This window comes from Bradyrhizobium canariense (assembly GCF_019402665.1).
Classification (GTDB): Bacteria; Pseudomonadota; Alphaproteobacteria; order Rhizobiales; family Xanthobacteraceae; genus Bradyrhizobium; species Bradyrhizobium canariense.
This window is the reverse complement of the sequence record NZ_VSST01000013.1, coordinates 24,149-38,855: the sequence shown is the minus strand read 5'-3', so window position 1 is coordinate 38,855 and position 14,707 is coordinate 24,149. Positions and strand designations below refer to the sequence as shown.

At 63.9% G+C, this 14,707-nt stretch carries 13 protein-coding genes; 9 read left to right on the top strand and 4 right to left on the bottom strand.

From position 1 onward, the window contains the following. Positions 1-119 precede the first annotated feature (119 nt). Positions 120-1,997 carry a molecular chaperone HtpG gene (gene htpG / locus FXB41_RS05655; protein WP_219680385.1) on the top strand — a complete coding sequence of 626 codons (1,878 nt, stop codon included), beginning with the start codon at positions 120-122 and terminating at the stop codon, positions 1,995-1,997. Positions 1,998-2,025: 28 nt separating this feature from the next. Here htpG and FXB41_RS05650 read toward each other — a convergent pair whose 3' ends face one another. Beyond that, a complete protein-coding gene (locus FXB41_RS05650) occupies positions 2,026-5,163 on the bottom strand; it encodes an efflux RND transporter permease subunit (RefSeq protein WP_246648637.1) in 3,138 nt (1,045 codons plus the stop codon). A 419-nt stretch (positions 5,164-5,582) separates the two neighbouring features. Between FXB41_RS05650 and FXB41_RS05645 the strand changes: the two genes are divergently transcribed. Together FXB41_RS05645 and FXB41_RS05640 are read left to right on the top strand one after the other, a co-directional pair. Then, positions 5,583-5,864, top strand: coding sequence for a DUF3551 domain-containing protein (locus FXB41_RS05645; protein WP_219680379.1), 282 nt, complete (start codon positions 5,583-5,585; stop codon positions 5,862-5,864). A gap of 33 nt (positions 5,865-5,897) precedes the next feature. Continuing rightward, on the top strand, positions 5,898-6,167 hold the full coding sequence (locus FXB41_RS05640; protein WP_219680377.1) for a DUF3551 domain-containing protein: 270 nt from the start codon (positions 5,898-5,900) through the stop codon (positions 6,165-6,167). Between the two features lie 59 nt (positions 6,168-6,226). On the opposite strand, the gene FXB41_RS05635 is transcribed toward FXB41_RS05640, so the two are convergent. Continuing rightward, positions 6,227-6,928: an SGNH/GDSL hydrolase family protein gene (locus FXB41_RS05635; protein WP_219680375.1), complete on the bottom strand. Its 702-nt coding sequence runs from the start codon at positions 6,926-6,928 to the stop codon at positions 6,227-6,229. 88 nt (positions 6,929-7,016) lie between these two features. Continuing rightward, on the bottom strand, positions 7,017-7,997 hold the full coding sequence (locus tag FXB41_RS05630; protein WP_219680618.1) for a Bug family tripartite tricarboxylate transporter substrate binding protein: 981 nt from the start codon (positions 7,995-7,997) through the stop codon (positions 7,017-7,019). Between the two features lie 337 nt (positions 7,998-8,334). On the opposite strand from FXB41_RS05630, the gene FXB41_RS05625 reads away from it, so the two are divergent. The 5 genes from FXB41_RS05625 to FXB41_RS05605 all read left to right on the top strand — a co-directional run bounded on the left by FXB41_RS05625 (position 8,335) and on the right by FXB41_RS05605 (position 12,961). Continuing rightward, a complete protein-coding gene (locus FXB41_RS05625) occupies positions 8,335-10,149 on the top strand; it encodes a long-chain-acyl-CoA synthetase (RefSeq protein ID WP_219680373.1) in 1,815 nt (604 codons plus the stop codon). 141 nt (positions 10,150-10,290) lie between these two features. Continuing rightward, entirely contained in the window at positions 10,291-10,536 is a 246-nt protein-coding gene (locus tag FXB41_RS05620; RefSeq protein ID WP_007597226.1) for an acyl carrier protein, read from the top strand. Beyond that, positions 10,523-11,905, top strand: a complete 1,383-nt coding sequence (locus FXB41_RS05615) for a class I adenylate-forming enzyme family protein (RefSeq protein WP_219680371.1) — start codon at positions 10,523-10,525, stop codon at positions 11,903-11,905. The genes FXB41_RS05620 and FXB41_RS05615 overlap by 14 nt, the downstream gene beginning before the upstream one ends. Beyond that, the gene (locus FXB41_RS05610; protein ID WP_219680369.1) at positions 11,898-12,620 is read left to right on the top strand and encodes an SDR family NAD(P)-dependent oxidoreductase; all 723 of its coding nucleotides are present in this window, start codon (positions 11,898-11,900) and stop codon (positions 12,618-12,620) included. The genes FXB41_RS05615 and FXB41_RS05610 overlap by 8 nt, the downstream gene beginning before the upstream one ends. 125 nt (positions 12,621-12,745) lie before the next feature. Beyond that, on the top strand, positions 12,746-12,961 hold the full coding sequence (locus FXB41_RS05605; protein WP_219680368.1) for a hypothetical protein: 216 nt from the start codon (positions 12,746-12,748) through the stop codon (positions 12,959-12,961). Positions 12,962-12,965: 4 nt separating this feature from the next. Here the strand turns inward: FXB41_RS05605 and FXB41_RS05600 are convergent, their stop codons facing one another. Continuing rightward, entirely contained in the window at positions 12,966-13,391 is a 426-nt protein-coding gene (locus FXB41_RS05600) for a ribbon-helix-helix domain-containing protein (RefSeq protein WP_219680365.1), read from the bottom strand. Positions 13,392-13,567: 176 nt separating this feature from the next. Between FXB41_RS05600 and FXB41_RS05595 the strand changes: the two genes are divergently transcribed. Next, positions 13,568-14,707, top strand: a complete 1,140-nt coding sequence (locus FXB41_RS05595) for a DUF3095 domain-containing protein (protein ID WP_219680362.1) — start codon at positions 13,568-13,570, stop codon at positions 14,705-14,707.

The following is a 14,707-nucleotide window of genomic DNA, read 5'->3' as shown; positions in this document are numbered from 1 at the left end:
GCATTTGCCACGGACAAGTCGCCCTCCGTCCGGAGGGCGATTGCTGCCGTCCACTTGATCCCCTGCCCCCTCGCGTTATATCCCGGGTTTCTTCCCCTTTCGATTGACCGGGTAAACGCATGACGACGTCAGACACGGCTGTGCATACGCAGCCCTTCCAGGCCGAGGTTTCCGAGCTTCTGCACCTGATGGTGCACTCCGTCTATTCCGAGACCGACATCTTCCTGCGCGAGCTCGTCTCGAACGCATCGGACGCCTGCGACAAGCTGCGCTATGAGGCTATCGCTACTCCGGCGCTGCTGGGTGACGGCGACGCGCTCAAGATCCGGATCATTCCGAACAAGACGGCCGGAACGCTTGCGATCGCCGACAATGGCATCGGCATGGAGCGGCAGGAGCTGATCGACCACCTCGGCACCATCGCCCGCTCCGGCACCAAGGCCTTCGTGTCGAAGCTCAAGGAGGCCAAGGATGGTCTGGGCCTGATCGGCCAGTTCGGCGTCGGCTTCTATTCCGCCTTCATGGTCGCCGACAAGATCGTCGTGGTGAGCCGCCGCGCCGGCGAGAGCGACGTCTGGACCTGGACGTCCTCGGGCGGCTCGGGCTTCGAGATCGCGCGTGCCAGCGAGGAGGATGCGGCCCGCGTGCAGCGCGGCACCGAGATCGTCCTGCATCTCAAGGACGAAGCGAAGAAATATCTCGAAGCCTACGAGATCGAGCGTATCGTCGGCGCTTATTCCGACAACATTCTCTTCCCCATCGAGCTCGTGCCCGAAGAGGGTGAGCCGCGTCAGATCAATTCTGCGAGCGCGCTATGGCAGCGCTCGAAATCCGAGCTCACGCCGGAAGACTACAAGAAGGCCTATCAGCAGATCGCCTCCGCCTTCGACGATCCCGCGATGACGCTGCATTATCGCGCGGAGGGGCGTTACTCCTACGCCGTGCTGCTGTTCGCGCCATCGACAAAGCCGTTCGACCTGTTCGAGCCAAACCGCAAGGGGCGCGTCAAGCTCTATGTCCGCCGCGTGTTCATCACCGACGATGCCGATCTGCTGCCGGGCTATCTCCGCTTCATCCGCGGCGTCGTCGACAGCGAGGATCTCCCGCTCAACATCTCCCGCGAGATGCTTCAGAACAATCCGCAACTCGCGCAGATCCGCAAGGCCGTAGCGACCCGCGTACTGTCCGAGCTCGAAAGCCTTGCGGAGAAGGATCCGGAGAACTTCGCGAAAATCTGGGAGGCCTTCGGCGCGGTGCTGAAGGAAGGCATCTACGAGGATTTCGAGCGCCGCGAAAAGCTGCTCGCGCTGTCGCGTTTCACCACGACCTCGGGCGAGAAGCGCTCGCTCAAGGACGTCATCGCCGATTTCAAGCCGAACCAGACCGAGATCTATTACCTCGTCGGCGACAGTATCGAGCGGCTGAAGTCGAACCCCCGGCTCGAGGCGGCGACTGCGCGCGGCATCGAAGTGCTGCTGCTGTCCGATCCCGTCGACGCCTTCTGGACCTCGATGCCCTCGGAGTTTGACGGCAAGCCGCTGAAGTCGCTGAGCCAGGGCGATCTCAATCTCGACCTGATCCCGCGCGTCGACGAGGCCGACGAGGCGAACAAGGACGAGCCGGCCGCCGACGAGGCCGCCACCATCGCGGTGATCAAGGCCGCGCTCGGCGAGCGCGTCAGCGACGTCAAGGCCTCGACGCGTCTGACCAGCTCCGCTTCCTGCCTCGTCGCCGACAGCCAGGGCCCGAGCCGCGAGCTCGAGCGCATCCTGTCTCAGCAGAACCGTGGCATGCGCACCAAGCCGATCCTCGAGATCAACCTGCGCCATCCGCTGGTCACGGCGATCACGAAGGCTCAGGCCGGCTCGAAGGCGGTCGACGATCTTAGCCTGCTCCTGCTCGAACAGGCGCAGATCCTGGACGGAGAACTGCCGGAGGACCCTGCTGCGTTTGCGGCAAGGTTGAACCGGCTGGTATTGCAGGGGCTCGGCGGGTAGCCGGCGCAGGCCATATGTGCCGCCGCGCTCATTCCGCCGCGTGATCCTTCCGCTCATCGCACGCGACGGTGGCTTGCGGCTTCTTCTCCATCCAGCGCGAGAGCAGGTCGGAGAAGCGGTCGAGGTAGAGGTAGACGACCGGGGTCGTGAACAGCGTCAGCGCCTGGCTCACGAGAAGGCCGCCGACCATCGCATAACCGAGCGGTTGGCGGATTTCGGAGCCGGTGCCGCTTCCGAGCATCAGCGGCACGCCGCCTAGCAGGGCGGCCATCGTTGTCATCATGATCGGGCGAAAGCGCAGCAGCGCCGCCTGGCGGATCGATTGCTCCGGGGTGAGATGCTGCTCGCGTTCGGCCGCGATGGCGAAATCCACCATCATGATGCCGTTCTTCTTGACGATGCCGATCAGGAGAATGACCCCGATCAGGGCAATGAGACTGAAGTCGAAGCCGAAGATCATCAGGATCGCGACGGCGCCGACGCCAGCCGAGGGCAACGTGGACAGGATGGTCAGAGGATGGACGTAGCTCTCGTAGAGCACGCCCAGAATCAAATAGACCACGACCAGTGCGGCGAGGATCAGCAACGGCACGGTGCCGAGCGATTGCTGGAATGCCTGCGCGGTACCCTGAAAACTTGTTGCCAGCGCCGGCGGCGCGCGCATCTCGCGGACCGCGTGCAGCACCGCGTCGGTCGCCTGTCCCAGCGCCACGCCCTCGGCGAGATTAAAGCTGATTGTCACCGACGGAAATTGGCCTTGATGCGAGATCGCAAGCGGTCGCACGGGCACATTGGTCCAGTTGCAGAACACCGAGAGCGGCACCTCGTCGCCGGTAAGCGGTGATTTGAGGTAGATCTTGTCGAGCGTACCGAGCTGGCCTTGCAGGTCTGGTGTGATCTCCAGGACGATGTGATAGCTGTTGGTCTGGGTAAAATATTGCGCGACCTGACGCTGGCCGAACGCGTCATAGAGGGTGTCGTCGATCAGCTGCGGCTGAATGCCGTAGCGTGCGGCGGTGTCGCGATTGATCCTGAGTTGAACCGTCGTGCCTTCGGTTTGCTGGTCGGTCGCGACGTCGCGCAGTTGCGGCAGCGTCTTCATCGCATCGAGGATTTTCGGCGCCCATTCGTTCAGTTCGGCGAGGTTAGCGTCCTGGAGCGTGAATTCGAACTGAGTGCGGGTGGCGCGGCCGCCGAGACGAACGTCCTGCGAGGCCTGCATATAGAGCTTGGCGCCCTCCACCTTGGCGATCTTGGGCCGCAGCCGCGCGATGATCTGCTGTGCGCCGGCATCGCGCTCCTCCAGCGGTTTCAAGGTGATGTACATGCGCCCCGAGTTCAGTGCCGTACCGCCGCCGCCGATGAACATCGCGATCGAAGCGACGGCGGGGTCGGCCTGCACGATGGTGTTGAGCTCCACCTGGCGCCGTTTCATCTCGGCAAAGGAGATGTCCTGGGGCATCTCGGACACGGCTGTGAGGAAGCCGTTGTCCTGCTGCGGGAAGAAACCCTTCGGGATCAGGATGAAGAGGTAGATCGAGAGTGCTACGGTCGCGAAGAAGATGCAAAGGGTGACGAAACTGTGGCGCAGCGCGACGTCGAGCCCGCGTTCGTAGGCGCCGAGCACCCTTTCGAACATCCGCTCGCTCCACTGGTAAAAGCGGCCGTGCCGAGCCTCGTGGTTGGCGCGCAGGAAGCGCGAGGCCATCATCGGCGTCAGGGTCAGCGACACCACCAGAGAAACAAGGATCGCCATCGCCAGCGTGACCGCGAATTCGCGGAACAGCCGGCCGATGATGCCGCCCATCAGGAGCAACGGGATCAGCACCGCGATCAGAGATATGCTGATCGAGACGATCGTAAAGCCGATTTCGGCCGCGCCCTTGTAGGCCGCAGCAAGCGGCCTCTCGCCCTGCTCGACGTAACGGGTGATGTTCTCCAGCATCACAATGGCGTCGTCCACCACGAAGCCGACCGCGATCGTCAGCGCCATCAAGGAGAGGTTATCCAGCGAATAGCCGAAGACCCACATCAGCGAGCAGGCTCCCAGTAGCGCTAGCGGCACAGTGATGCTCGGGATGATCGTCGCCCAGAAGCTGCGGAGGAAGATGAAGATCACCATCACCACGAGCGCGATAGTGGTCATGAGCGTGATCTGTACGTCCTCGACGGCGGCGCGGATGGTGATGGTGCGGTCGCTGATGATCTTGATCGAGATCGCGGGCGGGATGGCCGCGATCAGCCGCGGCAGCTGCGCCTTGATGCGATCGACGGTCTCGATGACGTTGGCGCCGGGTTGCTTGAAGATGACGAGGAACACGCCGCGCTTGCCGTCGGCCCAGGCCGCCGTCTTCATGTCCTCCGGCCCTGCCACGGCCTCACCGATGTCGCGGATCCGCAATGGAGCGCCGTTGCGATAGGCGACGATGACGTCCTGCCAATGCTGGGCCTGGGTGAGCTGGTCGTTGGCGTAGATCGTGTAGGCGCGCTTGGCCCCGTCGATGCTGCCCTTCGGGCTGTCGGTGGTCGCAGCCGCGATCTGGGCGCGCACGTCTTCCAGCGACAGGCCCTTGGCGACGAGCTTGGCCGGATCGATCTGTATGCGTACCGAGGGTTTCTGCTGTCCGCCGACGAACACTTGGGCGACGCCGGATAACTGGCTGATCTGTTGCGCGAGCTGCGCATCGGTGCGGTCGCTGACGACGGTCAGCGGCAGCGTGTCGGACGTCGCGGACAGGATCATCACCGGCGAATCCGCCGGGTTGACCTTGCGATAGGTGGGAGGCGAGGGCAGGTTCTTCGGCAATTGGCCGCTCGCTGCATTGATCGCTGCCTGCACATCGTTGGCGGCGGCGTCGATCTTCCGGTTGAGGTCGAACTGGATCGTGATCGACGCCGAACCCAGCGAGCTGGTCGACGTCATCTGCGTGATGCCGGGGATCTGTGCGAGCTGGCGTTCGAGCGGCTGCGCCACGGAAGAGGCCATGGTCTCGGGGCTGCCGCCGGGGAGCGAGGCCGAGAGCTGAATGGTCGGAAAGTCGACCTGGGGCAGCGGTGCAACCGGCAGCAGAGGATAGGCCACGAGGCCTACGAACAGGATGCCCGCCATCAGCAGTGAGGTGCCGATCGGATAGCGGATGAACGGAGACGAGAAGCTCTCTTGCATGCCCTGACACCACAGCCCTGGCCAGCGCATCTTCTCCCCGCGCACAGCGGAGTCGCGCCCGAGAGCGCAAGTGCGTTTCCTTCAGCCCATTTGCTTGTTCATTGCCCTGGAACGTCGTCGGTCCGGGCCGGCGTTGTGATAGAAAGACTAGTACGTTCGCTTGGGCCAGCGAACGGATTCCTGCGCTGGATGCTTTGCGACCTTTGTCGAAGGAGAGCTGCAGCGAGTTATGCGTTCCGCGCAGGCCGGAAAACTGGGTGCTTTCCGCTTCCGCATCTTTGCGGCGCTGTGTCTCACTCATTTCGTCGCGTGTCACAAGCCGGAGAGGTATGAAATAGGAACAATCGCTTCTGCCGCGCAGTTGTGCCATATCGAAATGACATAACGCGTGCCGTTGCCACCGATTCGAGGAATGTCCGATGCGCCTGCCGATCCTGACCCTCACCGCAATTGTCACGCTGTTCGCGGCGGCAGATGCCAGCGCCCAGACCTACGATCCGCGTTACCCGGTCTGCATGCACGTCTACATGCCCGGCGGTTTTGGCGGTGGTGGCGGCGACTATTTCGACTGCTCCTTCACCTCGCTGCCGCAGTGCCGCGCCACGGCTTCGGGCCGCTCGGCAAGCTGCGACGTCAATCCCTACTACGCGTTCGACCAACCCCCGCCGCCGCCGCGCCGGCGCCACAAGAACGTGCACTAGCGATCCGCAATGCGGCCTTCAGGGGGAATTTTCATGCGTCGCTTATTCGGCCTGATCATGACCGTCGGTGCCCTGCTCACGGCCGCGCCATCGCATGCACAGACCTTCGATCCGCGCTATCCCGTCTGCATGCACGTCTATTCCGGTGCGAACGGGGGTGGCGGGGAGTGGTACGATTGCTCCTTCACCTCCGTGCCTCAGTGCCGAGCTACCGCTTCAGGCCGCTCCGCCAGCTGCGATCTCAATCCGTATTATCCGTTCAACGCACCGCCGCAGCGCTTACGCCATCAGCGAGGCGGCTAGCGCTGGGCAATTACGTCCCGGCGGTCCATGGGGCATCGCGGATGAGCCGCCGCGTGCCTTTAGGAGCGCGGCGCCATGTTGACAGCGTCGACGATTGCGTTGGTCAATTGCCACGTCATCTTGTCCGTGGTCCAGTCGCTTGCGTGCAGCCTGTCGTCGTCGCCTGGGTCGACCGTGCGGTCGAACGAAATCTCGGCGACATCATGCCAGCGCTTCATCAGCGCGAAACGGCCGAAGACGTTGACGCGCTTCTCCTGCGCGATCTGGCTGATCGCCTCGACCATGGCGCTCGCCTTCCTGGCCTTGGCCGGTGTCAGCAGCGCCGGCACATATTGAAGGTCCATCAGGATCACATCGATCTGCTTGGCGTCGAGCAGCCGGTCAACACCCTCGCGGATCGCTTGCGTGGTGTCCTCGAACGAGGGACCGGCGGATTGCCACACTGAATTGGTACCGACCTGCCAGATCACCAGATCGGGCTTCAGATCGAAGACGTCATGCTCGAACCGATTCAACTCCAAACGAGCATCTTCGCCGCCGACGCCGCGGTTGATCACCTCGATTGCGACGTTTGGAAATTTTATCCGAAGGTCCGACAGCAGCCGCTGCGGATAGGGCGCAATACCCCCTTCGCCCGCCGTGGTCGACGAGCCGATCGCGACCAGCCTGGCCTGTCCGCCCTTCACTCGGTGAGCAAAATTTGTCAGCGGCTGCTCGAAAGGCGCGGCCCGGACGGGAAACTCTAAGGGATCGAGAGCCACGGGTCGCTTTCCTTTCGCAGCCAGAACAACGCCGGCAGAAAGAATAGCCCGTTTCCCCGAGGTCACCTAGCGTCGCGAGGCCCGCTTGCTATTGCTTCCGGATGCCTGACAGCTCCACCACCTTGCGCCAACGGTCGGTCTCCGCCGTCAGCATGCCGCCGAATTCGCTGGCATTGCCGTGCAGCGGGATCGCGCCGAGCCCGGCGATGCGGGACTTGATCTCCGCATCGGACAGCGCGGCGTCGATTTCGCGATTGAGCAGGTCGATGATCTCGCGCGGCGTGTCGTGTGGAGCGCCGACACCGTAGAATGAACTCGTCTCGTAGCCGCTGAGCGTGTCCGCGATCGGCGGCGCGTCCGGCAAAATCTCCGAACGCTCGCGCGTGGTGACGCCGAGTGCGCGCAGCTTGCCGGCGCGCACGAGCTCGAAGGATGAAGTGACGTTGTCGAACATGCCCTGAATCTGGCCGCTCATCACGTCGGTCAATCCGGGAGCCGAGCCGCGATAGGGCACGTGGATGAACTGCACGCCGGCCAGCGACTTGAACAGCTCGCCGGAGAGATGCAGCGAGGTGCCGATGCCGGAAGAGGCAATCGACATCTTGCCGGGATTGGTCTTGGCGTAGGCGATGAAGTCGGCGACGCTGTTCACCGGCAGGTCGTTGTTGACGACCAGCACCAGCGGAATTCGCGCGACGCCGGCGACCGGCGCGATGCCCTTGGCGAAATCATACGGCAGCGCCGGGTCGAACGAGGCGTTGATGGCGTTGGCGGTCGAGGTCAACAGCAGGGTGTGACCATCGGGGGCGGACGTAATCACCGCCTGTGTCCCGATATTGCTGCCGGCGCCGGGCTTGTTCTCGACGACGAAGGTCTGGCCGAGCCGGTCGGAGAGGCGCTGGCAGAGCAGCCGCGACAGCACGTCGGTGGCCCCACCCGGCGCATAGGGTACCACCCATTTCACGCTGCGCGAGGGATAGGAGGGATTGCCGATCGCAAAGGCGCGTGGCGTGGCGAGCACGGTTGCGGCAGAGGCTGCAGCCTGAAGGAAATGTCGCTTGTTGATCAATGCATGCATCCCGCTCTTCTTCCTTCTCCCCTTGTTGTGGGAGAAGGTGGCGCGAAGCGCCGGATGAGGGGTCACTCTCCGCACGTGAACTCGCGGAGAGTGCCCCCTCACCCGTCTCGCCGCTATGCGGCGAGCCACCCTCTCCAACAAGGCGAGAGGGGAAGCTTCCACGCACGATGAGATACTGCAAAGGCTGTGGCTGCGCACGCCCATCCCACCGGTTTGGTAAAGGATGACTAGAGTTAATCGCGCACTAACCCGGTTTTACCTTGTCTCTTAACACCTGGGCAGGGCGTGCGAGCTAAGCTCTCGGAACCAGCAGACACGTTCCGAAAGAATGAACGGCATGACAACCGGCGTCATCGAGCAACCGAAAGCCGCGCGCGCACCTTCGGCTTCGAAAATCTGGCTGAAGGCGATCGAGCTCACCGCACGGATCGAGACGTTGCCGGGCCGGCTGTTCGCCGACGTCGTCGATGATTGGGCGCAGCGCCAGCCCGATCGCATTGCGCTGGCCACCGATGACGCGAGCCTCGACTATGAGGGGCTTTCGAAACGCATCAATCGCTATGCGCGGTGGGCGCGCTCGGCCGGTGTGGCCAAGGGCGACAGTGTCGCGCTGATCATGCCGAACGGCATCGACTATGTCGCGGCCTGGCTCGGCATCAGCCGGGTCGGTGGCGTGGTCGCGCTGATCAACACCAAGCTCGTCGGCCGGTCGCTCGCGCATTGCATCGGTGTCGCAAGGCCCGCTCACATCATTGTCGCGCACGAGCTCAAGGATGCGCTAGACGGCGCGTCGCCACCCCTGAACACGGAAGCAAAGGTCTGGACTCATGGCGATGCCCGCAGCGAACGTGCGATCGATGTCGCGCTTGCCGCCCTCGACGACGGGCCGCTTTCGCCGGACGAGCGTGGCGACGTCACCATCGACGACCGGGCCCTGCTGATCTACACGTCCGGGACGACCGGCCTGCCGAAAGCCGCCAGCATCAGCCACCGCCGCATCCTCAATTGGGGCTTTTGGTTCGCCGGCCTCACCGGCGCGACGCCGCAGGATCGGCTCTACGATTGCCTGCCGCTGTTCCACTCGGTCGGCGGCATCGTCGCGCCATGCAGCATGCTCGCTGCCGGCGGTGCGGTGGTGATCGCGGAAAAATTCTCGGCCTCGAATTTCTGGCCCGACATTGTGCGCCACGACTGTACGCTGTTTCAGTATATCGGCGAGCTCTGTCGCTACCTGCTCAAGGCGCCGCCGTCGGAATACGAGAACCGGCATCGCCTGCGGCTCGTCTGCGGCAACGGCCTGCGCGGTGATATCTGGGACGATTTTCAGGCGCGTTTCGCCATTCCGCGCATCCTCGAATTCTACGCGGCGACGGAAGGCAATTTCTCGCTGTTCAACGTCGAGGGCCAGCCCGGCGCGATCGGCCGCGTTCCGCCGCTGCTCGCGCATCGTTTCCCTGCCGGTCTCGTCAAGCTCGATCCCGATAACGGCGCGCCGCTGCGCAATGCAGAGGGGTTTTGCATCGCCTGCGCGCGCGGCGAGCCCGGCGAAGCCATAGGCCGCATCGGCACGGCGGATGAGGGCGGCGGCCGCTTCGAGGGCTACACCGAGGCGAGCGAGACCGAGAAGAAGATCCTGCGCGATGTCTTTGCCAAGGGCGATTCCTGGTTCCGCACCGGCGACCTGATGCGGCTCGACGAGAAGGGATTCTTCCACTTCGTCGACCGCATTGGCGACACCTTCCGCTGGAAGGGCGAGAACGTCGCGACCTCGGAGGTCAATGACGCCGTTCGCGATTTCACCGGCGTGATCGACGCCACCACCTACGGCGTCAACATCCCCGGCACCGATGGCCGCGCCGGCATGAGCGCGATCGTGGTGAACGAGGGCTTTGCTGTCGAGGCGCTGCCCGCCCATCTCGCACAGCGCCTGCCGGCCTATGCTCACCCCGTCTTCATACGCATCTCGCGCGAGCTCGATGCGACCGAGACGTTCAAGCAAAAAAAGGCCGAGCTCGCGCGCGAGGGATTTGATCCGGGCGCGGTCTCCGATCCGCTGTTCATGCTGGACCCGAAAACCGGCGCCTATGTCGCGCTGGACGCAGAGACATATGCGCAAATCAACGAGGGTACGATCCGGCTCTAGCCGCGCGAAAATCCGCCAGATAGGTCCAATTTTATCCGAATTGTCCAAGAAGCCATTTACTTCTGTCGGGTAAACAAGCGGCCAAGGGAGGCGGTCATCAAGAGCCGCCGGAACACGAACGACAACAGAAGCGAGCCAGCCATGTCGGTACGGTCTAAGGTCATCGAAGCGATCCAGCAGATCGCCAAGGAACAGCACGTCGCGCTTCCCGCACTCTCGGACGATCTGTCCCTGCACGAGACGGGCTTCGACTCGCTCGCCTTCGCCATCCTGGTGGCGCGCCTCGAGGACGAGACCGGCGTCGACCCTTTCACCATTTCCGAGGACGCAGCGTTCCCTGCCACCGTGGGCGATTTCGTGCGGGCCTACGAAAATGTCCCCGCGTGAGATCTTTGCGCTCCGCGACCATCTTGGCGCGGAGCTGACCGGACGCACGCTGTCGGACGCGCAGGATGTCGTGTCGCTGACGGATATCCTGTCGCAGACGGTCCTGGCTGGCCGCCTGGGCGAGCTGTCCGGCCGCGCCGTGCTGCTGAAATTGTCCGACCAGCTCCGATCGGGTCTTGCCATGATCGAGCTCGACGGTATTGCCCGCCGCATGCTGCTATGCCCGCCCGATCTCAACCCCGCGCATCTCGATGCGCTGATGGCGGATGCCGGGATCGATGCCGTCGTCACCGACGAGCCCGATCGCTGGGCCGAGACCGGCGTGCCGCTGGTCGTCACCGCACAACTGCCGCTTCAAGCCACTGCGCCGGCCAGGACCGAATGTGCCACGGAGTGGCTGATGCTCACTTCGGGCACGTCGGGCGTGCCGAAAATCGTCGGCCATACGCTGGAAGCACTCACCGGCGCCATCGTCGCCGAAGGCCCGGCGCGCGGACCCGCGCCAATATGGGCGACGTTCTACGACATCCGCCGCTATGGCGGCCTGCAGATATTCCTCCGCGCCGTCCTCTCGGGCGGCTCGATGGTGCTGTCCGATCCGCATGAGGCGCTCGGCGATCACGTCACGCGGCTGAACGCGCGCGGCGTCTCCCATATCTCCGGCACGCCCTCGCACTGGCGCAAATTGTTGATGAGCGGCTCGGCCGCGCAGTTCGCGCCGCGCTATGTCCGCCTCTCCGGCGAGATCGCCGACCAGGCGGTGCTGGACGGCCTGAAGGCGGCGTTCCCGAATTCCTCCGTCGGCCATGCCTATGCATCAACCGAGGCCGGCGTCGGCTTTGCCGTCAATGACGGGCTGGAAGGCTTTCCGGCGGACTATCTCGGCAACCGCAACGGCGTCGAAATGAAGGTCGTCGACGGCTCGCTACGCATCCGTTCGACCCGCACAGCGCACGCCTATATCGGCCGCGACGCGGCCGCGCTCACCGATGCGGACGGGTATGTCGATAGCGGCGATATCGTCGAATTGCGCGGCGACCGCTACTATTTCGTCGGCCGCCGCGGCGGCATCATCAATATCGGTGGGCTGAAGGTTCACCCCGAAGAGATCGAGGCGGTGATCAACCGTCATCCCGACGTACGGATGTCGCGGGCGAAGTCACGCAAGAGCCCGATCACCGGCGGCATCGTCGTCGCCGACGCGATCCTCGCCGACGGTACCGATACGGCGCGCGCGAAAGAGATCCGCGACCAGATCCTGGATCAGTGCCGCGCGCAGCTCGCGTCCCACAAGGTGCCGGCGGTGATCCGCTTCGTCGAGGCGCTCGACGTCACCCCGGCCGGCAAACTGGCGCGCACCGATGCATAATGTTCTCGTCACGGGTGGTAGCCGCGGCATCGGCCTTGCAATCGGCCAGCGGCTTGTTGATGGCGGCTACAACGTGATCGCGGCGGCGCGGCGCGAGAGCGACGCGCTCAAGGCGGCGATTGCCGGGTCGGAGGGGCGCCTGCATTTCCGCGCCTGCGACCTCGCCGTGATCGACGCGATTCCCGCTTTCGCAAAACTCGTGCGCGATGAATTCGGCCCGATCTACGGCCTCGTCAACAATGCCGGCCTCGGCACCGAAGGCCTGCTCGCGACCATGCACAATTCCGAGATCGAGGCGCTGGTGCAGCTCAACGTGCTGTCACCGATCATTCTCACCAAATATGTCGCACGGCAGATGATGGCCGACGGTGCCGGCCGCATCATCAACATCTCGTCGATCATCGCGACCACCGGCTATAACGGCCTCTCCGTTTACGGTGCGACCAAGGCCGCCGCTACCGGCTTCACCCGTTCGCTTGCGCGCGAGGTCGGCAAGCTCGGCATCACCGTGAACGCGATCGCGCCCGGTTTCATCGACACCGAGCTGACGCACAATCTCTCCGACGATAGCCGAAAGCGCATCGCCGGCCGCAGCGCGCTGCGGCGCCTGCCGGAGACCGACGACGTCGCGCGCATGGTGGAATATCTGCTGGGCGAGGGCGGGCGCAACGTGACGGGTAGCGTGTTCACGGTCGACGCGGGCAACACGGCGTAGGCGGAACTCTACTGCCACAATTGCATTGATCCGGCGCAATGACATCATCCGGATTTGGTCCTAAGATGCCGCGCAATTGATTGGCTTACGTCAATCGATCTGCCCTAATCGACAGGGAGCAGTCCATGACCGCTGCGAGCCCGGACAAGGCGTCGGCAAAGCCATCTTCCGCACAGCAAAGCGACGTCCACTGCCAGACCGTTCACTGCCAACCGATGTCTCATCAAAATTCAGGTGATCACGGTTACGAAATGTATCCGCAGAAATTCGTGCGTCTGGTCGGCTGCCATGACGTACCCTCATCCGCGCTACGCAAGCGCGAGGTCGAGAAGTTGCACTAGACGTTCAGGTCCGGTGCTTCGGCAGGTCAATCCGTTCGTGTGAGAACTCCGGCGGGCCGTCGGTCAGGCGGCGGATCCGGCGCTCGCGTTCGTCTTCAGACAGGGCAGGATCGAGCAGCGCCTCGAGTTCATGCACTGCAAGCTCTTCGATCCTGGTGGCATCCGAGGCGAGCGGGTGCCCTGGCGGGAGTGCCGGGGGCGCGACCTTTAGGCCCAGCTCGACCAGCGTACGAATGGCATCGGAGCGCGACAGGTGATGGGTTTCCGCCCAGCTATCGACGGCCGCGGTCAGGCTTTCCGGCATCTTCACCGCGCTGATCGGATCACGGCCAGTGCGCCGGCTTACCGGAGCGATGGAGTCCTTCCTGTCGAAGTCGGACACGTCGATGTTCCCGCGCAACCGTGTGAGATCATCGAGACTAGACGCCATTTACGGCCAACTGTTTGATGCCGATCAATGACCTTCTGTGGCATTGCAGCGCGCCCTCATCTTGTTGTCCGGGTCCATTTCGGCCAATGGTTGCAAGGGCGCCCCCCGGCGAACCCGAATCGGTTCTTCCACGTATGTCTCTTTGGACGTGCGTCCCAACTATCCGGCATCATCCGATGACATCAGCGTTCTATAGCGGCATTCCGGTCTTTCGCGGCTTCACCAGCCTGATGGACCCCGCTTTGTATTCGCCGCTGCCCGACGACTGGAGCATCGGCGTTGCCGACATCGTGGATTCCACCAAGGCCATCGCGGCGCAGCGCTACAAGGCGGTGAACATGGCCGGTGCCGCCGTGATCGCGGCGGTGACGAACGCATTGGAGGGACGCGAATTTCCCTTCGTGTTCGGCGGAGACGGCGCGAGTTTTGCGGTCGCGCCTAATGATCTCGAACTGGCCCGCGAGGCTTTGGCTGCGACCGCGACCTGGGTGCGGGAAGATCTCGATTTGCGGATGCGCGTCGCGCTGGTGCCGGTGAGCGCCATTCGCGCGCAGGGCCTCGACGTGCGCGTCGCGCGCTTCGGCCCGTCGGCCAATTTGTCCTATGCGATGTTTTCTGGCGGCGGGCTCGCCTGGGCGGACGCAGCGATGAAGCGCGGCGAGTTTGCGATCATCGAAGCGCCCGCGGGCACGCAGCCCGATCTCTCCGGCCTGTCCTGCCGCTTCGAGGTGATTCCGGCTGCGCGCGGCCTGATCCTGTCCGTGCTGGTCATGCCGGCCCAGGGCGCCGATCCCTCGGCATTCCGCAACGTGATCGAGGACATCATCCACCTCGTCGAGCGCAGCCCGGATGCCGGTCGGCCCGTGCCGCCGCAGGGGCCACCGCTGACATGGCCGCCGCAGGGGCTGGAATATGAGGCGCGCACCATGCGCGGAGGTCCGCTGCTCGGGCGCCGCGCCCGCGTGCTGGCCTACACGCTTTTCGTCTATCTGATCATGCGCTTCGACATCAAGGTCGGCGGCTTCGTGCCGAAGCTCTATACACGACAGGTCGTGGAGAACTCCGATTTCCGGAAATATGACGACGGCCTGCGCATGATCCTCGACTGTACGCCGGAGCTCGAACGCGCGCTCAGCGATCGTCTCGCAGCTGCCGCGCGCGATGGCATCGTGCGTTACGGTCTCCACCAGCAGGACGCCGCAATGATGACCTGCTTCACCCCGTCGGCGCTCCGCAGCGACCACGTCCATTTCATCGACGGTGCGCGGGGCGGCTACGCCTCGGCGGCGACGGCGCTGAAGGCGATGACGGCGTGA